Genomic DNA, 22,732 nt, shown 5'->3' with positions numbered 1-22,732 from the left:
ATAATTATTAACTATTTGTTAAATAATCAACTCTTTTTTTTTATATAGCTAAGGTGATGAAACGCAATTGCAGCACTATTTGAGATGTTTAAACTTTCAATATCATCATTAATATTAATTTTTACAAAAAAATCTGCATATTTACCTGTGTGCTGTCTCATTCCAAATCCCTCAGATCCAAATAGGAGGATATTATTTCCTTCCCATTTTATGTCTGTAAAATCTTTTTTGCCTTTTGAATCAAAACCATAAACCCAGAAATTTTTTTCTCTTAAATTTTTTAATGTGGAGTTAATATTTGATACTTGAAATATATTTACATGTTCCATGCAACCACTTGCTGATTTATACATTAATTTACTATCTCTTGGAAAATGTCTTTCTTTAATTATCAATCCATCAATATCAAACGATGCAGCACTTCTTATCAATGAACCAATATTTCTTGGATCTGTAACTTCATCAAGACAGACAAATGTTAAATTATTTTTCCCTTTAATAAATTGTTTAATATCTAATTGATCTAAATGCTCAATTTCAGCAACATATCCATTATGCATCAACTGTTCTTTAGATGTATATTTGTCTAATTCTTTTTTAGATTTAAAATAAACTTTGACATCTTCTAAAATATTTTTATTTGGGTTTTTTCTATGAATATTTTTTTTAGACTCCTCTGTTAAAAATACTCTTAAAACTTTTCTTTTAGGATTTCTAAGAGCCTCAATAACTGCGTGTTGACCAACAATGAAAAATGACGATTTATTCATAAATTAGTATCTGTTTTATACGGTTTTTTTAATATTTTCCTATTAAATCACGTGTTGCATTTGCATAAATAAAATATATAAAACGCTTGTTATTTGAAGCTTTATTGAACAAGGGGACACTTCCCCAAAGGAGGGGTTCCAGAGCGGTCAAATGGGGCGGGCTGTAAACCCGTTGACTTCGGTCTTCGAAAGTTCGAATCTTTCCCCCTCCACCATTTAATAAAAATTTAGATAACATGGAGTGTTACTCTTGGGGTTGTGCGGGTGTAGTTCAATGGTAGAACGCTAGCCTTCCAAGCTGGATGTAAGGGTTCGATTCCCTTTACCCGCTCCAAGAAAATAAAATTGAAAATGAAAACAAATAAACTGAGGTAAAAACGTAATGTCAAAAGAAAAATTTGTAAGAAATAAACCCCACTGTAACATTGGGACTATTGGTCATGTCGACCATGGTAAAACAACTCTTACTGCCGCGATTACAAATGTATTAGCACAAGCGGGCGGCGGAACTGCAGTTGCTTATGATCAGATTGATAAAGCACCTGAAGAAAAAGAGAGAGGTATAACAATTTCGACAGCACACGTTGAGTATGAAACTGAAAAAAGACACTATGCTCACGTAGATTGTCCTGGTCACGCTGACTATGTTAAAAACATGATCACTGGTGCTGCACAAATGGATGGAGCTATTTTAGTTGTTAATGCAGCTGATGGTCCAATGCCACAAACAAGAGAACACATTCTTTTAGGAAGACAAGTTGGTATTCCTGCAATTGTTGTTTACTTAAATAAAGTAGACCAAGTAGACGATAAAGAAATGATTGAACTTGTTGAGGAAGAAATTAGAGAACTTTTAACTTCATACAAATATCCTGGTGACAAAACACCAATCGTTAAAGGTTCAGCTTTAGCAGCAGTTGAAGGAAGAGATGATGAAATTGGAAAAAATTCAATTTTAGAATTAATGAAAGCTGTTGATGAACATATTCCACAACCAGCTAGAGAAGTCGATAAGCCATTCTTAATGCCAGTTGAGGACGTATTCTCAATTTCTGGAAGAGGAACAGTTGCAACTGGTAGAGTTGAGTCAGGTGTAATTAAAACTGGAGAAGAAGTAGAAATAGTTGGAATTAGAGAAACTAAAAAATCAGTTTGTACTGGAGTAGAAATGTTTAGAAAACTTTTAGATTCAGGTGAAGCTGGAGATAACGTTGGAATTTTATTGAGAGGTATTGAAAGAACTGACATTGAAAGAGGTCAAGTTCTTTGTAAGCCTGGCTCAATTACTCCACATACTAAATTTGAAGCTCAAGCGTATGTACTTAAAAAAGATGAAGGTGGAAGACATACTCCATTCTTTACTAAGTACAGACCACAGTTTTATTTTAGAACAACAGACGTTACAGGCGAAGTAGAATTACCAGCTGGTACTGAAATGGTTATGCCAGGTGATGATGCTAAATTTACTGTTAAACTAATTACACCAATCGCAATGGCAGAAAAATTAAACTTTGCTATTAGAGAAGGCGGAAGAACTGTTGGAGCAGGAGTAGTAACTAAAATTATAGAGTAACTCTATAAATAGGAGTGTAGCTCAATTGGTAGAGCGCCGGTCTCCAAAACCGGAGGCTGAGGGTTCGAGTCCCTCCGCTCCTGCCAATTTGAGCTAAGAAATTATGAGAAACCCGATTAAATTTATACAGGAAGTTAAACAAGAGGCTTTTAAAGTTACTTGGCCTACTTGGAAAGAAACTTTGCAAGGTGCTTTAATGGTATTTGTTATGGCAGTAGTTATGTCTTTATTTTTTCTTCTTTTAGATCAGGTTTTGAAATTTTTCTTAGAACTTTTACTTAAAGTGAGTATTTAATGAAAAATTGGTACATTGTTCAGTCCCACTCTAGTTTTGAGAATAAAGTAGCATCTTTAATTAAAGAGGAGGCAGACAAAGCCAAAATTTCTGATAAATTTGAAGAGATTATTGTACCCACACATGATGTTACCGAGGTTAAGAGAGGTAAAAGAATTCAAAGAAAAAAGAAATACTTTCCTGGATATGTACTAATTAAAAGTGAGATGGATAATAATATTTATCACATGATTAAGAATATAAAGAGGGTCAGTGGTTTCTTGGGAACAAAAGGCATTCCTGTTCCAGTTTCAGATAAAGAGGTAGAGAAGATTTTAGGTCAGATCAAAGATGGAGTTGCTCAGCCAAAATCTGGCGTAGATTACAGTGTAGGTGAAAAAGTTCAGGTTGTGGATGGTCCATTTGCGTCATTTACAGGCATGATAGAAGAAATTGATGAAGAAAAAGCTAGACTTAAGGTGTCAGTTTCTATATTTGGTCGTCCTACACCAGTAGATTTAGAATATAATCAGGTTGAGAAGGTAAGTTAATGGCAAAAGAAATTAGTGGATTTATAAAATTACAAATTAAAGGCGGTCAAGCTAATCCAGCCCCACCAGTTGGTCCTGCATTAGGTCAACGTGGTGTGAATATAATGGAATTTTGTAAAGCGTTTAATGACAAAACAAAATCAATGGCAGGTAAACCTGTGCCAGTTGAAATTACAGTTTATAAAGACAAAAAATTTGATTTTAAAATTAAGTCACCACCAGCATCTTTTTATATTAAAGAAGCTGTAAAGCTTAAAGGTGGATCAAAAGAACCAGGACGAAATATTGTTGCTTCAATTTCTAAAAAACAATTAGAGAGTATTGCAAAAGAAAAAATGAATGACTTAAATGCACATGATATTGAAGAAGCTATAAAAATTATTGCAGGATCAGCTAGATCAATGGGTATTGAGGTAAAAGAATAATGGCATCAAAAAGATACAAAAAATTACCTGAAAAGACAAAAGACTTGAACGCGGAGTCTATAGAAAAATTGTTACCTGAGCTTAAGAAAAATTGCACTACTAAATTTGACGAGTCATTAGATTTAAGTTTTCAAATAAATCACAAGCAAAAGAAAAGCGAAGTTAACATTAGAACAGTAGTTAATTTACCTGGTGGCACAGGTAAGAAAGTTAAAGTTGCTGTAGTTTGTGAAGATAATAAAGCGCAAGATGCCAAAGATGCAGGTGCAGATATCGTAGGTGGTGATGAATTTGTTGAAAAAATTAAAAGTGGAGAATTAAATTTTGAAAAATTAATTTGTACACCAGGAATGATGATTAAACTTTCTAAATTAGGAAAAGTTTTAGGACCAAAAGGTTTAATGCCTAACCCTAAACTTGGTTCAGTTTCTGAAAATATTAAAGAAGCAGTAACTAATGCTAAATCAGGTCAAGTAGAAGTTAGAAATGATAAAGACGGAAATATTGGAGTGAGTATTGGTAAAAAATCTTTTAGTGATGATCAATTACTTAAAAACTATAATGCAATTTTAGATGCTTTAGAGAAAGAAAAATCAAATAACACTTTAAAAGGTGATTTAATTAGAAGTGTATTTGCTACATCAACAATGGGTGTTTCATACAAAGTTAAATTAGGGAAATCGATATAGTTATGATGAACAAAGAACAAAAGAAAAATTATATTGAAGAAATGACTACTAAGTTTGAAAACAGCAAAGCTGTTATGGTTACTCATTATCAAGGTTTAACAATGACTCAGTTAGATGAATTGAGAGCTAAAATGAGAGAGCATGGAATAATTTTCAAAATAACAAAAAACAGGATTACAAAATTAGCTTTAGAAAAAACAAAGTGTAAAGATTTATCCAATTTATTTACTGGTCCTACAGCAGTTGCATTTGGAGAGGATGCAATAATGTCTGCAAGGATTCTGTCAAAATTTGCAAAAGATAATGAAAACCTAAAATTAATTGGTGGAATTATGGATAACGAGGTCTTAGATCAGGCCGGTGTCCAAAATGTAGCTAGTTTACCTACATTAGATGAAGCAAGAGCCAATATTGTGGGTATTTTGAACGCTTCTGCATCTAAATTAATCAGTATTTTGCTTGCACATTCAGAAAAAATGAGTAGTTTGTCGGCAGAAAATTCTGAAACACAACCCAAAGAGTAATACATATGCCTGACCTAAACAAAATTATTGAAGACTTATCAAGTTTGACTGTTGCAGAGGCAGCTGAACTTTCAAAACAATTAGAAGAAAAATGGGGTGTAACTCCAATGGCAGCAGCAGCTCCAGCAGCAGCAGGTGGTGCAGCTCCAGCAGAAGATAAAGATGATTTTACAATCATGTTAGTTTCTGCAGGTGATAAAAAAATTAATGTTATCAAAGAAGTAAGAGCAGCTACTTCATTAGGTTTAAAAGAAGCTAAAGATCTTGTAGAGGGAGCACCAAAAGAAGTTAAATCTGGTGTAAACAAAAAAGATGCTGAAGAGATCAAAGCTAAGTTAGAAGCTGCTGGCGCTAAAGTAGAACTTAAATAAATTAAATAGAAAGAATTCGAATACTGATTATTTTTAATCAGTATTTATAAACATAGATGCAATTATCTTTTACTGAAAAGAAAAACATTAGAAAAAGTTTTGGTAAACTAAAAGAAAGTTTATCTATACCTAACTTAATTGAAGTACAAAAAAATTCTTATAAAGAATTAACAGAATTTAATGTTGAGGCAGCAGAACTTACTAAAGGCTTTGATAGAGTTTTTAAAAGTATTTTTCCTATTGAAGATTTAAATGATAAAGCAACTTTAGAGTATGTTTCATATAGATTAGAGAAACCAAAATTTGATGTTGAAGAATGTATAGCAAGAGGTCTTACATATTCATCAGCTCTTAAGTGTACTTTAAGATTAGTAGTTTATGAAATAGATCAAGAAAATAATACAAAAGATATTTTATCAGCTAAAGAGCAAGAAGTATATATGGGTGAAGTTCCTATGATGACTAATAGTGGAACTTTTATAACTAACGGTGTTCAAAGAGTTGTAGTAAACCAAATGCACAGAAGTCCAGGTGTATTTTTTGATCATGATAAAGGAAAAACTCATGCAAGTGGAAAACTTTTATTTAATTGTAGAGTAATACCTAATAGAGGCTCTTGGTTAGATTTTGAATATGATGTTAAAGATTTTCTATATTTTAAAATTGACAGAAAAAAGAAAATTTTTTCATCTTCTTTATTATTGGCTTTAGGTTATACAAAATCAGAAATAATAGATGAGTTCTATGAAAGCGAACAATATAATTTCGACCCAAAAACAGAAAAATGGAAAACTAAATTTAATCCAGAAAACTACAAGGCAAAAAATTTTTCAGAAGAAGTAATTGATGCAAAGACTGGTGAAGTAGTAATTAAATTAGGTGATAAGATTAATTTTTTAAGTGCAAAAAAATTAGCTAACGATGGTTTGAAAGATATACTAGTCTCTAGAGAGTCTTTATTTGGTAAATTTTTACACAGAGATGTAAAAGTAAATGAAGAAGAAGATGGTGTATTTAAAATTGGGACCGAATTAAACGATACAATAATTCAACAAATTTTAGATGCAAATATACATACACTTCAAATTTCTGTTACAAACTCTATAAATAAAGGACCTTATCTACTTACAACTATTTTAGCTGATAAAAATAATACTAAAGATGAAGCTATCACGGAAATTTATAAAATGTTAAGACCTGGTGAGCCACCAACTATAGAGATAGCAACTCAAATATTTAACAATCTTTTCTTTAGCTCAGACAGATACGATTTGTCAGATGTTGGTAGAGTTAAAATGAACTCAAGATTAAACCAAGAATGTTCTGATAAAATTACTATATTAAGAAATGACGATATCATAGCAATTATTCATAAAATGTTGGATTTACGTGATGGTAAAGATGATGTTGATGACATTGATCACCTAGGAAATAGAAGAGTTCGTTCTGTTGGGGAGCTAGTTGAGAACCAAGCTAGAATTGGTGTTTACAGAATGGAAAGAGCTATTAAAGAAAAAATGACAACTTTAGATGTTGAGTCAGCAATGCCACAAGATCTAATTAATGCAAAACCATTAACAGTTTCATTGAAAGATTTTTTTGCAAGTTCACAACTATCTCAGTTTATGGATCAAACAAATCCTTTATCTGAAATTACTCATAAAAGAAGAGTTTCAGCGTTAGGTCCGGGAGGTTTAACAAGAGAAAGAGCAGGTTTTGAAGTCAGAGACGTCCATCCAACTCACTATGGAAGAATTTGTCCAATTGAGACACCAGAGGGTCCAAATATTGGTTTGATTAATAGTTTATCTACTTATGCAAAAATTAATAAGTATGGCTTTATTGAAAGTCCTTACAAAAAAGTAAAAGATGGTGTTGTTCAAGATAAAGTCGAATACTTGTCAGCAATGGAAGAAACAAAATTCACTATTGCTCAAGCAAATACAAAACTTGATAAAAATGGAAAAATTACTGAAGAACTAGTTTCATGTAGACAAAACCTTAACTTTCTTTTAGCAAAACCTGACTCTATTGATTACATTGACGTATCACCAAAACAATTAGTTTCAGTTGCAGCATCTTTAATTCCATTCTTAGAAAATGATGATGCAAACAGAGCTTTAATGGGATCAAACATGATGAGACAAGCAGTTCCATTATTAAAACCCGAGTCTCCGCTTGTTGGTACAGGAATTGAAAGTGATGTTGCTTTAGATTCTGGGGTTACTATTGTTGCTAAGCGTGATGGAGTTGTTGATAAAATAGATGGTAAAAGAATTGTTATAAAAGTAACTGAGGAAACTGACTTTAGTAAGTCTGGTGTAGATATCTATAATCTTCAAAAATTTAAAAGATCGAACCAAAATACTTGTATAAATCAAAGACCACTAGTTAGAGTTGGTGATAAAGTTAAATCTGGAGATATTATTGCAGATGGTCCTTCAACAAAATTAGGTGAACTTGCTTTAGGTAAGAACGTTACTGTAGCATTCATGCCGTGGCAAGGTTACAACTTTGAAGACTCAATCTTAATTTCAGAAAGATGTGTTACAGATGACGTATTTACATCTGTTCACATTGTTGAATACGAAATAATGGCAAGAGATACAAAGCTTGGTGAAGAAGAAATAACTAGAGATATACCAAATGTAAATGAAGAGGCTTTAAAAAACCTTGATGAATCAGGTATTGTTTATATTGGTGCAGAGGTTAATGCAGGTGATATTTTGGTTGGTAAAGTTACCCCAAAAGGTGACTCAGCATCTGGTCCAGAAGAAAAATTATTAAGATCAATTTTTGGAGAAAAAGCTATTGATGTAACTGATACATCTTTAAGAATGTCTAGAGGATCAAGTGGAACGGTAGTTGATGTAAGAGTATTCAATAGACATGGAATTGAGAAGGACGAAAGATCAATAACTATTGAAAGAGCTGAAATTGAGCAAGTTCAACAAGATAAAATTGTTGAGGAAGAAATATTAGAAAGAAGTATTAAACAAAGAGCTTCACAATTCTTGTCAGGATCATCTTTAACTAAAAAAGTAAAAGATTTACCAGAAGGAACTAAGTTAGATTTTGATACAATTAATACATTGTCAATTAATGATGTCTTCAAAATCACAGTAGGAAATGTAAATGACGAAGCAACATTAGCTCAATTAAAAGATCAATATAATAAAGCGAAACAAGACATAAACGAGAGATTTGAAGATAAAGTTTTAAAAATTAGAAGTGGTGATGATTTATTACCAAGTGTTATGAAAATGGTAAAAGTGTTCGTTGCTATCAAAAGAAGATTAAGACCTGGTGATAAAATGTCTGGAAGACATGGAAACAAAGGAGTCGTAAGTAAGATTGTACCTGTTGAAGATATGCCTTACAGAGAAGACGGCAGACCAGTTGACATTGTATTAAATCCTCTGGGTGTTCCAAGCAGGATGAACGTTGGACAAATTTTAGAGACACATTTAGGTTGGGCATGTAAAGAATTTGGTGAACAAGTTAAAAATTTAGTAAACGAAAATAACAAAAAAATTGAAAGAACAGAAAAAATCGAAAAATTCTTAAAATCTGTTTATGGAGAAGAAATTTTCAATGAAAAAGTGGATAAATTAAGCAAGAGTGAATTCAAAGATCTTTGTGAAAATTTACAAAATGGTATCGCAATATCAACACCTGTTTTTGATGGTGCTAAAGAAAAAAATGTTACTGAGATGCTTGAACTAGCAAATCTACCAGGATCAGGACAAACTTATTTATGGGATGGAAGAACAGGAGAGAAATTTGATAGACCGGTTACTGTTGGAATAATCTATATGCTAAAACTTCATCACTTAGTTGAAGATAAAATTCATGCAAGATCTACAGGACCTTACAGTTTGGTTACACAACAACCACTTGGTGGTAAAGCACAGTTAGGTGGTCAAAGATTTGGTGAAATGGAAGTGTGGGCTCTTGAAGCATATGGTGCATCATATACATTACAGGAAATTTTAACTGTTAAATCCGATGACGTCGCAGGAAGAGTTAAAGTTTATGAGACTATAGTTAAAGGTGAAGAAAACTTTGAGTCAGGTATACCAGAGTCGTTTAACGTTTTAGTTAAAGAGATTAAATCATTAGCATTAAATGTGGAGCTTAATTAATGAAAAAAGAATTAACAGATCTATTTAAGGGCAGTGAAATTTCAGAAGCTCAAAATTTTAATAGCATTAAAATTTCACTTGCTAGCCCAGAGAAAATTAAATCTTGGACATTTGGTGAAATTAAAAAGCCTGAAACAATTAATTATAGGACGTTTAGACCTGAAAAAGATGGTTTATTTTGTGCAAGGATTTTTGGACCTATAAAAGATTATGAGTGTTTATGCGGTAAGTATAAACGAATGAAATTTAGAGGAATTATCTGTGAGAAATGTGGTGTTGAGGTTACAAAATCAAATGTAAGAAGAGAAAGAATGGGCCACATTAATCTTGCTACACCAGTAGCACATATTTGGTTCTTAAAGTCTCTTCCAAGCAGAATTGCTTTGGCAGTAGACATGAAATTAAAAGAAATAGAGAGAGTTCTTTATTTTGAAAACTTTATAGTAATAGAACCTGGTTTAACTGGTTTACAAAAAAATCAACTCTTAAATGAGGAAGAATTAGCAAAATACCAGGATGAGTTTGGTGAAGAAAGTTTTACAGCGGGAATAGGAGCAGAAGCTGTTCTTGAGATGCTGAAAAATTTAGATTTAGAATTAGAAAGAAAAAATCTTGTTAGCTTTATTAAAGAAACCAAATCAAAAGTTAACGAAGAAAGAGCAATTAAAAGATTAAAATTAATAGAGTCATTTATCGAAACAGGTCAAAAACCTGAGTGGATGATTATGACTGTTGTACCAGTTATACCACCAGAATTAAGACCATTAGTTCCTCTTGATGGTGGAAGATTTGCTACTTCAGATCTTAACGATTTATACAGAAGAGTAATTAACAGAAATAATAGATTAAAAAGATTAATGGATCTTAAAGCTCCAGATATCATTGTAAGAAATGAAAAAAGAATGCTTCAAGAGTCTGTAGATGCTCTATTTGATAACGGTAGAAGAGGTAGGGTAATAACAGGAACAGGTAAGCGACCACTTAAATCTCTTGCTGAAATGTTAAAAGGTAAACAAGGAAGGTTTAGACAAAATTTATTAGGTAAACGAGTTGATTATTCTGGAAGATCAGTAATCGTTGTCGGTCCTGATCTAAAATTACATGAGTGTGGTTTACCAAAAAAAATGGCTCTTGAGTTATTTAAACCATTTTTATATGCAAGATTAAATAAATTAGGCTTAGCTTCAACAATTAAACAAGCTAAAAAATTAGTTGAAAAAGAAACAAATGCAGTTTGGGACGCTTTAGAATTAATAGTTAGAGAGCATCCGGTACTTTTAAATAGAGCACCAACACTTCATAGGCTCGGAGTTCAAGCGTTTGAGCCAAAATTAATTGAAGGAGATGCAATTGAATTACATCCTTTAACTTGCGCTGCATTTAATGCTGACTTCGATGGTGACCAAATGGCAGTGCACGTGCCGTTAAGTTTAGAAGCACAATTAGAAGCAAGAATTTTAATGTTATCTACAAATAATATTCTTTCTCCATCAAACGGTAAACCAATTATTGTTCCGAGTCAGGATATGATTTTAGGAATTTACTATCTTTCACAAGAACCTATATCTGACAAACCAGCTGGATACTTTACAAATTCAGATCAAATTGAATTTGCATTATCATTAGGTCAAATAAATGTACATAGTACTATCATTTCAAGATATGAGACTGTTGATGATCAAGGGAATAAGAAAATAGAAAAATACACTTCTACAGCTGGAAGATTTTTATTAGCAAATTTATTACCTAAAAATAGTAACATTAAGTTTTCTTTAGTAGATAGATTATTGCCTAAAAAAGTAGTTTCAGAAATAATTGATGTTGTATTTAGATTTTGTGGTCAAAAGACAACTGTAATTTTCTGTGACAAGCTTAAAGATTTAGGATTTAAACACGCATTTAAAGCAGGAATTTCGTTTGGAAAAGACGATCTTGTAATCCCTGAAAATAAAACTCAATTAATTGATGATACTAAGAAATTAATTGCAGATTATGAAACTCAATATGCTGAAGGTTTAATTACAAGAGGTGAAAAATACAACAAAGTTGTCGATGCTTGGTCTAAGTGTACAGATAAAGTTGCTGGAGAAATGATGAAAGGAATTTCAGCTACAGAAAAAACTGATGAAGGATTGAAAATAAATTCTGTATTTATGATGGCAGACAGTGGAGCGAGAGGATCTGCTGCTCAAATGAAACAATTAGCTGGTATGAGGGGTTTGATTGCTAAACCGTCAGGAGAAATTATAGAAAGTCCAATTATTTCAAACTTTAAAGAGGGATTAACTGCTTTAGAGTATTTTAATTCAACTCACGGAGCTAGAAAAGGATTAGCAGATACAGCACTTAAAACAGCTAGTTCTGGATATTTAACAAGAAGACTATGTGATGTTGCGCAAGACTTAACAATAACTAAAGTTAATTGCGATGATCCTGGATTTATTGAACTCTCTGAAATTTTAGAGGGTGGTAATGTAGTTGTTAGTTTATCTGAAAGAGCATTAGGAAGAGTAACAGCTTCTGATGTTAAGAACCCTTTATCGGGTGAAGTAATTATTAAAAAATCTGAAATGATTGATGAGGCAGGCTGCGATAAAATTGATGCTGCAGGAGTAAAATCAATTAAAGTTTATTCTGTAATGACATGTAGTTCAAAAGAAGGTGTTTGTGCTACTTGCTATGGACGAGATTTATCAAGAGGTAAGATGGTTCATGTTGGTGAAGCTATTGGAATGATATCTGCTCAATCAATTGGAGAACCAGGAACACAGCTAACAATGAGAACGTTCCACGTTGGAGGAACAGCTTCAGTTAAACAAGATTCTCAAATAGTTACCAAAAGTGAAGGAACTTTAAAAATTATTAACTCAAATATTTTAGAGGACTCTAAAAAGAATTTAATTGTTATGGGAAGAAACACTCAACTTTCTATAGAGGATGACAAAGGAGTTCAGATAGCAGTTTATAAAGTTGCTTATGGTTCAAGATTATTTTTCAACAACGGTGACAAAGTTAAAGCAAATACTAAAATATGTGAATGGGATCCTTACACAACACCAGTTATAGCAGAGAAAAGTGGAACAGCTAGTTATGTAGATTTAATTGATGGTGTGTCAATTCAAGAGACTACTGACGATGCAACAGGAATTTCTTCTAAATCAGTAATTGATTGGAGAGGTCAATCAAAAAGTACTGATCTAAAACCTAGAATTACTTTAAGAGATGAAAAAGGAAATGTGATTAAAAAAGCTGATGATAATGAAGCTAGATATTATTTAGTACCAGATTCTATTTTATCAATTAAAGATGGTCAAAAAGTTTATGCAGGTGACGTAATAGCAAGATTACCTAAGGAAACTACAAAAACAAAAGATATTACCGGAGGTCTTCCAAGAGTTGCTGAGTTATTTGAAGCTAGAAAAGCTAAGGATAGTGCGATCATTGCAGAAAATGACGGTAGTGTTGTTTTTGGTAAAGAGGTAAGAGGCAAACAAAGAGTATCTATTGTTCCTGAAGATGGATCAGAACCTTCAAATTATTTAATTCCAAAAGGTAAACATATCAATTTTAATCCAGGTGAAAAAATTCAAAAAGGAGAGTATCTTTTAGATGGTCAACCACTACCACATGATATTTTGAGAATTTTAGGAATCAAAGAATTAACAGAATATTTTGTTAATCAAGTTCAAGAAGTTTATAGATTACAAGGTGTAATAATAAACGATAAGCATATTGAAACTATTTTAAGGCAAATGCTTAAAAAAGTTGAAGTTAAAGTATCAGGTGACTCAAGTTATTTACCTGGTGAAGTGGTTGATAGAATTAAGTTTGATAATACTAATGAAAAATTGGTTGCTGATGGAAAAACACCAGCCGTTGGTGAAAGAGTTCTAATGGGTATTACTAAGGCTTCACTTCAAACAGAATCATTTATTTCAGCTGCTTCTTTCCAAGAAACAACTAGAGTATTAACAGACGCTGCAATTAAAGGAAAAGTTGATCCATTAAATGGCCTAAAAGAGAACGTAATTGTTGGAAGATTAGTTCCTGCAGGTACTGGTAATATAAAAAATAGATGGAACAAAAAAGCTCTAGAGGACGATAATAATTTCTTAGCAGAGCAGGATAAAATAGAAGATCTAGAACCTGAAGAAACACAGGCAAATCAGTAAAAAAATCACCTAAAAATTGCAGTTTTAGTTTGACAAAGGGCTATTAATAAGTAATTTGGCGATGTTTTTGGTTGGAATGTAGTGCTTCTAACAGTACTAAACGCTGCCACAAAATAACCTGTCAGTTATTTTCATCTAAAAATAAATTAATTAATTTTAAAAAAATTTATGCCAACTATTAATCAGTTGTTAAGAAAAAAAAGGGTTAAACCAGCAGTAAGGAACAAAGTTCCTGCTCTACAAAAACAACCTTTAAAGAGAGGTGTTTGTGTTAAAGTTTATACAACAACTCCTAAGAAACCAAACTCCGCATTGAGAAAAGTTGCTAGAGTGAGATTATCAAATGGATTTGAAGTTACAGCTTACATTCCTGGTGAGGGTCACAATCTTCAAGAACACTCGGTAGTGCTGATTAGAGGTGGAAGGGTAAAAGATTTGCCAGGCGTTCGTTATCATATTCTAAGAGGTAATCTAGATACCCAGGGTGTTGCAAACAGAAAAAAAAGAAGATCTTTATACGGAACAAAAAAAGGTAAATAATGTCTAGAAAAAAAACTCAACCAAAAAAAAATATAGTTCCAGATCCAAAATTCAAGTCAACTATTATTCCTAAATTAATCAACAATATTATGTATGACGGCAAAAGAGGTATTGCTGCTAAAATAGTTTATGACGCTATCGATAAAATTAAAACAAAAACTAAAGATGAACCGATTAACATTTTCAATGAAGCAATTAACAATATCAAACCAACTGTAGAAGTTAGATCTAGAAGAGTTGGTGGTGCAACTTATCAAGTTCCTGTTGAGGTAAAAAGTAAAAGAGCACAAGCTTTAGCTATTAGATGGTTAGTTGAGTCAGCAAGAAAAAGAAAAGATAAACACATGGCAGATAAAATTTTTAATGAGCTTTACGATGCTTATGAAAAAAAGGGTGCTGCTGTTAAAAAAAGAGAGGATGTACATAAAATGGCAGAGTCTAATAAGGCATTTGCTCATTTTAGGTGGTAATAAGATATGGCTAGAACTCATTCATTAGATAAATATAGAAACATTGGGATCATGGCCCATATAGATGCTGGTAAAACAACTACTACCGAAAGAGTTCTTTACTATACAGGTAAGAGCCACAAAATTGGTGAGGTACATGATGGTGCCGCAACAATGGATTGGATGGAGCAAGAACAAGAAAGAGGTATTACAATTACATCTGCTGCTACCACTTGTTTTTGGAATGATCATAGGATTAATATTATAGACACTCCTGGTCACGTTGATTTTACTATTGAAGTAGAAAGATCTTTAAAAGTTTTAGACGGTGCTGTTGCTGTTTTTGATGGTGTTGCAGGTGTAGAGCCTCAATCTGAAACTGTATGGAGGCAAGCCGATAAGTATAAAGTGCCAAGAATTTGTTTTGTTAATAAATTAGATAGAACAGGTGCTGATTTTTTTAGATGTGTAGATATGATTAGAGATAGATTAGGTGCCAAACCTTTAGTTGTTCAAGTTCCTATAGGTGTTGAAGCTTCTCTATCTGGAGTAGTTGATCTTGTTAAAATGAAAGCTCAGGTCTGGAAAAATGAAGCACTAGGAGCTGAATGGGAATACAAAGAAATTCCAGAAGATTTAAAAGAAATCTCAGAAAAATATAGAACAGAATTGGTAGAAACAGCCGTTGAACAAGATGAAAAGTTAATGGAGGCTTATCTAAATGGTGATGAAATTAAAGAAGAAGATTTAGCTAAATGTATTAGAAAAGGAACGCTTAATTTTAGTTTTGTTCCAGTTTTAACTGGTTCAGCATTCAAAAACAAAGGTGTTCAGCCTTTACTTGATGCTGTTGTAAATTATTTACCAAGTCCAGTAGATATTGGTTCTATTAAAGGAACTAAATTAGGTAGTGAGGATGAAATGGAAATGAAATTTGAAGACAGTGTTCCATTTTCTGCTTTAGCTTTTAAAGTAGCTAATGACCCATTTGTTGGCTCATTAACTTTTATTAGAATTTATTCAGGTACAATCAAAACTGGTACTGCGGTCTTCAATTCTTCTAAAGAGAAAGAAGAAAGAGTTGGAAGAATGCTTTTGATGCATGCAAATTCTCGTGAAGATATTAAAGAAGCTAATGCAGGCGACATAGTAGCTTTAGCAGGATTAAAAAATACTATTACAGGACACACTCTATGTGACAAAGAAAATTCAGTTCTACTTGAACCAATGGAATTCCCTGATCCGGTAATTGAAATTGCAGTAGAACCAAAAACTAAAGCAGACCAAGAAAAAATGGGTGAAGCATTAGGTAGGTTAGCCAAGGAAGATCCTTCTTTTAGAGTAACATCAGACGAAGAGTCGGGACAGACAATTATTAAAGGTATGGGTGAATTACACTTGGATATTATTGTTGATAGAATGAAAAGAGAATTTAAAGTAGAGGCAAATGTTGGAGCTCCACAAGTTGCTTATAGAGAAACCATAGAAGCTGCTTCAGAGGTTGAGTACACCCACAAAAAACAAAGTGGTGGTGCTGGTCAATTTGCAAAAGTTAAACTTTTAGTAGAGCCTCAAGAACCAGGCAAAGGTCGAAATGTTGAGAGTAAAATTAAAGGTGGTGCAATTCCAAAAGAATTTATTCCTGGTGTTGAAAAAGGCATAGAAACAGTTTCAGATACTGGAATTTTAGCCGGTTTTCCAATGATTGATTATAAAGTAACGATATTAGATGGTTTACATCACGATGTTGACTCAAGTGTTTTAGCGTTTGAATTAGCAAGTAGAGCTTGCTTTAAAGAGGCTTGTACAAAAGGTGGTTTAAAACTATTAGAACCTGTAATGAGAGTTGAAGTAGTAACACCTGAAGATTACATGGGCGATGTTATAGGTGATTTAAACAGTAGACGAGGTCAAATCAGTACTCAAGAGCAAAGAGGAAATGCAACTGTAATTACAGCAATGGTACCTTTAGCTAACATGTTTGGTTATATAAATAATTTAAGATCAATGTCTCAAGGTAGAGCACAATATTCAATGTTTTTTGATCATTATTCAAAAGTCCCACAAAATGTCCAAGACGAAGTAACTAAGAAGATCGCAGGTTAATCATGGAAAAACAGAATATTAGAATTAAATTAAGAGCATACGACAACAAAGTTTTAGATGCTTCGACTGAAGAAATTGTGAATACAGTAAAAAGAACTGGAGCAACAATTAAGGGACCAATTCCACTACCTACAAGAATTGAAAGATATACAGTTTTAAGATCACCTCACATTGACAAGAAAAGTAGAGAACAATTTGAGTCAAGAACACATAAAAGATTAATTGATATTATTGAACCAACACCACAAACTGTTGAAGCGTTAATGAAACTTGATTTAGCATCAGGTGTTGATGTGGAGATAAAAATTTAATTATGAGTGAAATAGCTTTATTAGGAAAGAAAATTGGTATGACTAGAGAGTTCTATAGAACCGGTCAATTAGTTCCTGTAACTGTACTTAAGGTCGAAAAAGCTAGAGTAATTCAGGTAATAGAGGAAGAAAAAAGAGGATACAAAGCAGTTCAGCTTGGATATGGAAAAGTTAAAAATTCAAAATTAACAAAAGCTATGAAAGGTGTTTTTGCTAAAAAAAATACTGAGGCTAAGAAAAAATTAAAAGAGTTTAGAGTGCAGGATACATCTGCCTATAAAGAGGGAAACGAGTTTGGTTTGGAAATATTTAAAGATATTAAATTTGTAGACACAAGATCAAAAACAATTGGTAAAGGTTTTGCCGGAGCTATGAAAAGACATAATTTTGGTGGTTTGAGAGCCAGTCATGGTGTTTCAATATCTCATAGAGCACACGGATCAACAGGACACAGTCAAGATCCAGGAAAAGTTTTTAAAGGAAAAAAAATGGCAGGTCACATGGGTGATAAGTTAAGAACAATGCAAAACATAGAAATTATAAAAGCTGATTTGGAAAATGAACTGCTTTATTTAAAAGGATCTATTCCAGGTTCAAAAAATTCAGAGGTAATGGTCAGAAAATCTGTAAAAAATATAAATAAAATGACAATTAGTGAAAAACAAGCAGCTGCTGAAGAGGCTAAAAAAACACCGGATAAGAAGAAAAAATAATGAAATTAGATAAAATTAGCATAGACGGAAAAAAAGATAGCATTGAAGTTTTGGATAATATTTTTTCTGCAAAAATTAACCATAAGTTAGTAAGTGCAGTTCTTTACAAAACTAATGCTAATTACAAAGGAAGACATGCTAAAACCAAACAACAAAACGAAGTAAAAGGACCAACATCAAAAATATATGCTCAAAAAGGAACTGGTGGTGCAAGACATGCTAGTAGAAAAGCTCCTATATTTGTTGGTGGTGGTATCGCTCATGGACCAAAAGGTGAATTGGCGTATAAAAAAAGAAAACTAAACAAAACTGAGAAAAAACAAAGCGTAGCTTCATTAATTACTGAAAAAAATAATAATAAAAATTTATTAATCTTAAATGATTTTAGTTCTGAAATTAAAAAAACAAAAGAAATGAACTCAATTATTAATAAACTTGAAATTACAAATTCACTAATAATTTTGGATAAAAATTCTAAAGAAAAAATTGAAAAATCACTGAGAAATATTCCAAATGTTAAAGTTACTGATGTAAATCATTTTAGTGCTTACGATATTATTAAATTTAAAAAAGTTGTTTTCACAGAAAGTTCAGTGAAAGAATTAGAAAAGAGATATTCATAAAATGGAAAAAATACATTTATACGACAAAATTCTATCACCTGTGGTTACGGAGAAATCAACTAACTTGTCTGAACTGAATAAAATTGTATTTAAAGTTCCAGATGGTGCAAATAAGAAAAATTTAAAAAAGAATATTGAAAAAATATTCAAAGTTAATGTGACTAAAATAAATATTATAAATAAACAAAACAGAACAAAAGTTACCAGAGGCAAAAAAGTAAAAGTATCTGGATATAAAAAAGCAATAATTACTTTAAAAAAAGGTCAGAGTATTGATCTAACAACAGGAATTTAATAAATGGCATTAAAAACTTTTAAACCATATACAAAATCTACAAGAGGCACCATTTTAGTTGATAGAACTGGTTTGTGGAAAGGTAAACCATTCAAGGCCTTAGTTTCACCTAAAAATGCAATGAAAGGTAGAAATAATAATGGTCATATTACCTCTATTAATAGAGCTGGTGGACATAAAAAAATGTACAGACATGTGGACTTTTATCGAAAAAAATTCGACATGGAAGCCACAGTTGAAAGAATAGAGTACGATCCAAATAGATCATGTTACATTATGCTAGTAAAATTTGAGGATGGTACTCACTCATATTTCTTAGCACCACAAAAAATTAAAGTTGGAGACAAAGTTGAAAGCGGTTCTAAAAAAGAAATTAAAGTAGGTAATTGCATGCCATTACAAGATATACCAGTAGGTATCAATATACATAATGTTGAAATACAACCAGGTGGTGGTGGAAAAATCGCTCGAGCAGCTGGTTCATCAGTTACTATTAGTGGTCTAGATGGAAACTATAGTTTAATAAAATTAGCATCAGGTGAAGTGAGAAAAATAGATTCAAGAGCTTTAGCCACAATTGGAATTTTAAGTAATCCAGATCAAAAAAATATTAAAATTGGAAAAGCAGGTAGATCAAGATGGTTGGGTAGAAGACCTCATACTAGAGGTGTTGTTAAAAACCCAGTTGATCACCCACATGGAGGTGGTGAAGGAAAATCTGCTGGAGGAAGACATCCAGTTTCACCTACAGGACAATCTGCTAAAGGTTTAAAAACTCGAGATAACAAGAGAACAGATAAATTTATAGTCAAGAGAAGAAATAAGAGGAAGGATACTAAGTAATGGCTAGAGCAGTTTGGAAAGGTCCGTTTGTAGAAGAAAGTTTGATGAAGAAGGTTGACAAATATAAAGACGATCCAAAGAAAATTCCTATTAAAACTTGGTCAAGAAAATCTACAATTTTACCTGATTTTGTAGGGGTAAGTTTCCAAATTTATAATGGAAAAAAATTTATACCAATAACTGTTTCAGAAGATATGGTTGGACATAAATTAGGTGAGTTTGCACCAACAAGAACGTTCTTTGGTCATACACCAGCTGATAAAAAAGCTAAACCAGCAACAGCAGAGAAGAAATAATTATGGGTAAGAAAAAGAAAATTGATAAATCGAGCCAAAAAACAGTGAAGTCTGTCAATAACGGTATTAGATCAAGTGTTAGAAAGTTAAATCCAATACTAAAAAGCATTGTTGGTAAAAAAGTTGATGTTGCAATTAGAGATTTACAGTTTTCAGAAAAAAGAGTTACTAGAGATGTTAGAAAAACTATCAGTTCAGCAGTAGCCAATGCTGAAAATAATTTTCAATACGATATTGATAAATTAATAGTTAAAGAGGCATATTGTGGAAAAAAAATAGTTATGAAAAGATTTAGACCTAGAGCTAAAGGAAGAGCGGCACCAATATTAAAACCTTGGTCAACTGTTACAATAATTTTATCAGAAGCAAAACAAATGGAGAAGCATGGGGCAAAAAGTTAATCCTGTAGGTTTTAGATTAGGTGTCAACAGAGGATGGGATTCTGTATGGTATGCTAAGAAAAAAGATTTTGGAAATTACCTAATCGAAGATTTTAAAATTAGGGAATACATCAAGAAAAATGTAATCAACTCTGGTGTATCCAAGGTAATGATCGAAAGAACATCTAATAAATGCTATGTTACAATATATACTTCTAGACCTGGATTTGTTATTGGGAAAAAAGGAAGTGATATAGACAAAATTAAAAATAATCTTTCAAAATTCACTACAAATGAAGTTAATTTAAATATTAAAGAAGTTAAAAAACCTGAAACTAATGCTTATTTAGTAGCTGAAAACATAGCTCAGCAGCTTGTTAAAAGAATTTCTTATAGAAGAGCTATGAAAAGAGCAATGCAATCATGTATTAGACTTGGAGCAAAAGGAATTAAAGTTTCTGTGAGTGGAAGACTTGGCGGAAATGAAATAGCTAGAACTGAGTGGTTAAGAGATGGTAGCATTCCATCACATACTTTAAGAGCTGATATAGATTATGCAGAGGCAGAGGCTCTTACAACTTATGGAATTATTGGTATTAAAGTTTGGATTTATAAAGGTGAAGTTTTTGCAAGAGAATTTAGCCAAGAGACTAACAAGGTAACGCCAAAGGAAGGTAAATAATAATGCTTCAACCAGTAAGAACAAAGTGGAGAAAAGCGCATAAAGGCAGAATTCACGGTACTGCTACTAGAGCAAGTACTATTAATTATGGTGCTTACGCATTAAAGGCTTTGCAACCTGAAAGAGTTACTGGAAAACAAATAGAGGCTGCAAGGGTTGCATTAACAAGACACATGAAAAGACAAGGAAGAGTTTGGACAAGAATATTTCCAAATATACCAGTTTCTAAAAAACCGATTGAGGTCAGAATGGGTAAAGGTAAAGGATCACCAGAATATTTTGCATGCAGAGTAAAACCAGGAAGAATATTGTTTGAAGTTGATGGTGTTTCTGAACAAATTGCTAAAGAAGCTTTATATAAAGCATCAGCTAAATTACCAATTAAGACCAAAACTATTAAGAGATTTGCATAATGAAAAAACAAGAAATTAAAAAATTATCAAAGGACGAAATTGTGAAGAATATTGATAAACTTAAAAAAGATCTTTTTAATTTCAGATTTCAAAAAATGAATTCACAAGTAACAAACCCAGCTAAAATTGGGGAGACTAGAAAAACAATAGCAAGATTAAAAACAATTTTAAAAGGAAAAGCAAATGCCTAAAAAAATACTTACAGGAGTAGTCATAAGCGATAAACCAAATAAAACAGTTACTGTTATGGTAGAACGTAAATATTCTCACCCAGTTCTTAAAAAAGTAATCAGAGTTAGAAAAAATTATAATGCTCACGATGAAAATAATAAGTTCAAAACTGGTGACAAAGTTTCAATTATTGAGAGCAAACCTTTTTCAAAAAATAAAAAATTTCAAGTTATGGAGAGTACAAAGTAATGATTGGTGTTCAAACAGAATTACAAGTAGCTGATAATACTGGTGCAAAAAGAATTGAGTGCATTAAAGTTCTAGGTGGATCAAAAAGAAGATACGCTAGTATTGGTGATACAATTGTAATTGCAGTTAAAGAAGCGATGCCTAAAGGAAAAGTTAAAAAAGGATCTGTACATAAGGCTGTAGTTGTAAGGGTTAAAAAGGGAATTCATAGAAATGACGGTTCTAAAGTAAGATTTGATAATAATGCTGCTGTGTTAGTTGATGACAAAGGAGAACCAGTTGGAACAAGGATTTTTGGTCCAGTTACAAGAGAATTAAGAAGTAGAGGTCAAATGAAAATTATTTCATTGGCACCGGAGGTTTTATAATGATTAAAAAAGGTTTGAAAGTAAGAATTTTAACTGGAAAAGATAAAAAAAAAGAAGGTGAAGTTATTGAAATAGATAGAGCCAATAACAGAGCTAAAGTTAAAGAAATTAACATGGTTAAAAAACACGTAAAAACAACAAAAGAGAAAAAAGGTGGTATTTTTCCAAAGGAGAGCTTTATTCATATTTCTAACTTAAAACTAATTGATGAAAAAGCAGCAAAGAAAAAAGAGGCTAAAAAATAATGACACCAAGATTAAAAGAAATATTCAATAAAGAAATTCAGCCCGCATTAAAAGATCAGTTTGGTTTTAAGAATATTTATATGGCTCCAAGAATTGAGAAAGTTATATTAAATATGGGTCTTGGTTTAGATGCTTCAGACTCTAAGATTTTAAAATCATGTGAAGAAGATATGGCTAAAATTACTGGTCAAAAACCAGTAACAACAAAATTTAAAAAATCAGTTGCGAACTTTAAAACAAGAAAAGGATCAAACGCTGGTTTAAAAGTAACTTTAAGAAAAAATAGAATGTATGAATTCTTAGACAGATTAGTGAATATTGCATTACCAAGAATCAAAGATTTTAGAGGTTTGTCATCAAAAGGCTTTGACAAATTTGGTAATTATACATTTGGAATTAAAGAACATATAATTTTCCCAGAAGTAAGCTTTGATAGAGCAGACAAAGTTAGAGGTTTAGATATAGTAATAGTTATTAAAGCAATAAATAAAGAGCATAGTTTTGCGTTACTAGAAAAAATGAATTTTCCATTTATTAAAAAAGGAGATAATTAA

The 22,732-nt window shown here is 32.0% G+C and carries 27 protein-coding genes and 3 tRNA genes; 29 read left to right on the top strand and 1 reads right to left on the bottom strand.

The window, feature by feature from the left end; translation table 11 throughout:
- Positions 1-26: 26 nt before the first annotated feature.
- A complete protein-coding gene (gene rlmB, locus DT059_RS07065) occupies positions 27-770 on the bottom strand; it encodes a 23S rRNA (guanosine(2251)-2'-O)-methyltransferase RlmB (RefSeq protein WP_145597951.1) in 744 nt (247 codons plus the stop codon).
- A gap of 129 nt (positions 771-899) precedes the next feature.
- Between rlmB and DT059_RS07060 the strand changes: the two genes are divergently transcribed.
- The 29 genes from DT059_RS07060 to rplE all read left to right on the top strand — a co-directional run bounded on the left by DT059_RS07060 (position 900) and on the right by rplE (position 22,732).
- Positions 900-985, top strand: a tRNA-Tyr gene (locus DT059_RS07060).
- A 45-nt stretch (positions 986-1,030) separates the two neighbouring features.
- A tRNA-Gly gene (locus DT059_RS07055) sits at positions 1,031-1,104 on the top strand.
- Positions 1,105-1,152: 48 nt separating this feature from the next.
- Complete coding sequence (gene tuf / locus DT059_RS07050; RefSeq protein ID WP_075503663.1) at positions 1,153-2,343, top strand: elongation factor Tu; 1,191 nt, start codon at positions 1,153-1,155, stop codon at positions 2,341-2,343.
- Between the two features lie 10 nt (positions 2,344-2,353).
- A tRNA-Trp gene (locus DT059_RS07045) sits at positions 2,354-2,429 on the top strand.
- Positions 2,430-2,446: 17 nt separating this feature from the next.
- Entirely contained in the window at positions 2,447-2,638 is a 192-nt protein-coding gene (gene secE, locus DT059_RS07040) for a preprotein translocase subunit SecE (RefSeq protein WP_072090353.1), read from the top strand.
- On the top strand, positions 2,638-3,168 hold the full coding sequence (gene nusG, locus DT059_RS07035) for a transcription termination/antitermination protein NusG (RefSeq protein WP_145597949.1): 531 nt from the start codon (positions 2,638-2,640) through the stop codon (positions 3,166-3,168). Before secE ends, nusG begins: the two co-directional genes overlap by 1 nt.
- Positions 3,168-3,593, top strand: a complete 426-nt coding sequence (gene rplK / locus DT059_RS07030; RefSeq protein WP_023853690.1) for a 50S ribosomal protein L11 — start codon at positions 3,168-3,170, stop codon at positions 3,591-3,593. The genes nusG and rplK overlap by 1 nt, the downstream gene beginning before the upstream one ends.
- Positions 3,593-4,282 (top strand): 50S ribosomal protein L1, encoded by a 690-nt coding sequence (rplA, locus tag DT059_RS07025; RefSeq protein WP_145597945.1) that lies wholly within the window; start codon positions 3,593-3,595, stop codon positions 4,280-4,282. Before rplK ends, rplA begins: the two co-directional genes overlap by 1 nt.
- Positions 4,283-4,287: 5 nt before the next feature.
- Positions 4,288-4,806 (top strand): 50S ribosomal protein L10, encoded by a 519-nt coding sequence (rplJ, locus tag DT059_RS07020; RefSeq protein ID WP_145598066.1) that lies wholly within the window; start codon positions 4,288-4,290, stop codon positions 4,804-4,806.
- Between the two features lie 5 nt (positions 4,807-4,811).
- A complete protein-coding gene (rplL, locus tag DT059_RS07015) occupies positions 4,812-5,177 on the top strand; it encodes a 50S ribosomal protein L7/L12 (protein WP_145597943.1) in 366 nt (121 codons plus the stop codon).
- A 56-nt stretch (positions 5,178-5,233) separates the two neighbouring features.
- A complete protein-coding gene (gene rpoB / locus DT059_RS07010) occupies positions 5,234-9,322 on the top strand; it encodes a DNA-directed RNA polymerase subunit beta (RefSeq protein ID WP_145597936.1) in 4,089 nt (1,362 codons plus the stop codon).
- Complete coding sequence (rpoC, locus tag DT059_RS07005) at positions 9,322-13,494, top strand: DNA-directed RNA polymerase subunit beta' (RefSeq protein ID WP_145597934.1); 4,173 nt, start codon at positions 9,322-9,324, stop codon at positions 13,492-13,494. The genes rpoB and rpoC overlap by 1 nt, the downstream gene beginning before the upstream one ends.
- Before the next feature lie 168 nt (positions 13,495-13,662).
- Positions 13,663-14,034, top strand: a complete 372-nt coding sequence (gene rpsL, locus DT059_RS07000; protein ID WP_145597932.1) for a 30S ribosomal protein S12 — start codon at positions 13,663-13,665, stop codon at positions 14,032-14,034.
- The gene (gene rpsG, locus DT059_RS06995; protein WP_145597930.1) at positions 14,034-14,504 is read left to right on the top strand and encodes a 30S ribosomal protein S7; all 471 of its coding nucleotides are present in this window, start codon (positions 14,034-14,036) and stop codon (positions 14,502-14,504) included. Before rpsL ends, rpsG begins: the two co-directional genes overlap by 1 nt.
- A gap of 6 nt (positions 14,505-14,510) precedes the next feature.
- A complete protein-coding gene (gene fusA / locus DT059_RS06990; RefSeq protein WP_145597928.1) occupies positions 14,511-16,589 on the top strand; it encodes an elongation factor G in 2,079 nt (692 codons plus the stop codon).
- 2 nt (positions 16,590-16,591) lie between these two features.
- Complete coding sequence (rpsJ, locus tag DT059_RS06985; RefSeq protein ID WP_023853699.1) at positions 16,592-16,900, top strand: 30S ribosomal protein S10; 309 nt, start codon at positions 16,592-16,594, stop codon at positions 16,898-16,900.
- 2 nt (positions 16,901-16,902) lie between these two features.
- Positions 16,903-17,613 (top strand): 50S ribosomal protein L3, encoded by a 711-nt coding sequence (rplC, locus tag DT059_RS06980; protein ID WP_145597926.1) that lies wholly within the window; start codon positions 16,903-16,905, stop codon positions 17,611-17,613.
- On the top strand, positions 17,613-18,236 hold the full coding sequence (gene rplD / locus DT059_RS06975) for a 50S ribosomal protein L4 (RefSeq protein ID WP_145597924.1): 624 nt from the start codon (positions 17,613-17,615) through the stop codon (positions 18,234-18,236). The genes rplC and rplD overlap by 1 nt, the downstream gene beginning before the upstream one ends.
- A 1-nt stretch (position 18,237) precedes the next feature.
- Positions 18,238-18,531, top strand: a complete 294-nt coding sequence (gene rplW, locus DT059_RS06970) for a 50S ribosomal protein L23 (RefSeq protein ID WP_023853702.1) — start codon at positions 18,238-18,240, stop codon at positions 18,529-18,531.
- A gap of 3 nt (positions 18,532-18,534) precedes the next feature.
- Complete coding sequence (gene rplB, locus DT059_RS06965) at positions 18,535-19,374, top strand: 50S ribosomal protein L2 (RefSeq protein ID WP_145597922.1); 840 nt, start codon at positions 18,535-18,537, stop codon at positions 19,372-19,374.
- On the top strand, positions 19,374-19,670 hold the full coding sequence (gene rpsS, locus DT059_RS06960) for a 30S ribosomal protein S19 (protein WP_023853704.1): 297 nt from the start codon (positions 19,374-19,376) through the stop codon (positions 19,668-19,670). The genes rplB and rpsS overlap by 1 nt, the downstream gene beginning before the upstream one ends.
- Before the next feature lie 2 nt (positions 19,671-19,672).
- Positions 19,673-20,071: a 50S ribosomal protein L22 gene (rplV, locus tag DT059_RS06955; protein ID WP_145597920.1), complete on the top strand. Its 399-nt coding sequence runs from the start codon at positions 19,673-19,675 to the stop codon at positions 20,069-20,071.
- On the top strand, positions 20,055-20,732 hold the full coding sequence (rpsC, locus tag DT059_RS06950) for a 30S ribosomal protein S3 (protein WP_075503634.1): 678 nt from the start codon (positions 20,055-20,057) through the stop codon (positions 20,730-20,732). Before rplV ends, rpsC begins: the two co-directional genes overlap by 17 nt.
- A gap of 2 nt (positions 20,733-20,734) precedes the next feature.
- A complete protein-coding gene (rplP, locus tag DT059_RS06945; protein ID WP_075503628.1) occupies positions 20,735-21,145 on the top strand; it encodes a 50S ribosomal protein L16 in 411 nt (136 codons plus the stop codon).
- A complete protein-coding gene (gene rpmC / locus DT059_RS06940; RefSeq protein WP_023853708.1) occupies positions 21,145-21,336 on the top strand; it encodes a 50S ribosomal protein L29 in 192 nt (63 codons plus the stop codon). The genes rplP and rpmC overlap by 1 nt, the downstream gene beginning before the upstream one ends.
- Positions 21,329-21,565 (top strand): 30S ribosomal protein S17, encoded by a 237-nt coding sequence (gene rpsQ, locus DT059_RS06935; RefSeq protein WP_023853709.1) that lies wholly within the window; start codon positions 21,329-21,331, stop codon positions 21,563-21,565. Before rpmC ends, rpsQ begins: the two co-directional genes overlap by 8 nt.
- Entirely contained in the window at positions 21,565-21,933 is a 369-nt protein-coding gene (gene rplN, locus DT059_RS06930) for a 50S ribosomal protein L14 (protein WP_145597918.1), read from the top strand. Before rpsQ ends, rplN begins: the two co-directional genes overlap by 1 nt.
- Positions 21,933-22,178 (top strand): 50S ribosomal protein L24, encoded by a 246-nt coding sequence (gene rplX, locus DT059_RS06925; RefSeq protein WP_145597910.1) that lies wholly within the window; start codon positions 21,933-21,935, stop codon positions 22,176-22,178. The genes rplN and rplX overlap by 1 nt, the downstream gene beginning before the upstream one ends.
- Positions 22,178-22,732 carry a 50S ribosomal protein L5 gene (gene rplE, locus DT059_RS06920; protein ID WP_145597908.1) on the top strand — a complete coding sequence of 185 codons (555 nt, stop codon included), beginning with the start codon at positions 22,178-22,180 and terminating at the stop codon, positions 22,730-22,732. The genes rplX and rplE overlap by 1 nt, the downstream gene beginning before the upstream one ends.

The organism is Candidatus Pelagibacter sp. FZCC0015 (assembly GCF_007833635.1).
Classification (GTDB): domain Bacteria; phylum Pseudomonadota; class Alphaproteobacteria; order Pelagibacterales; family Pelagibacteraceae; genus Pelagibacter.
Note: the sequence above shows the minus strand (reverse complement) of the source record. Positions and strands in the feature narration are given on the sequence as shown.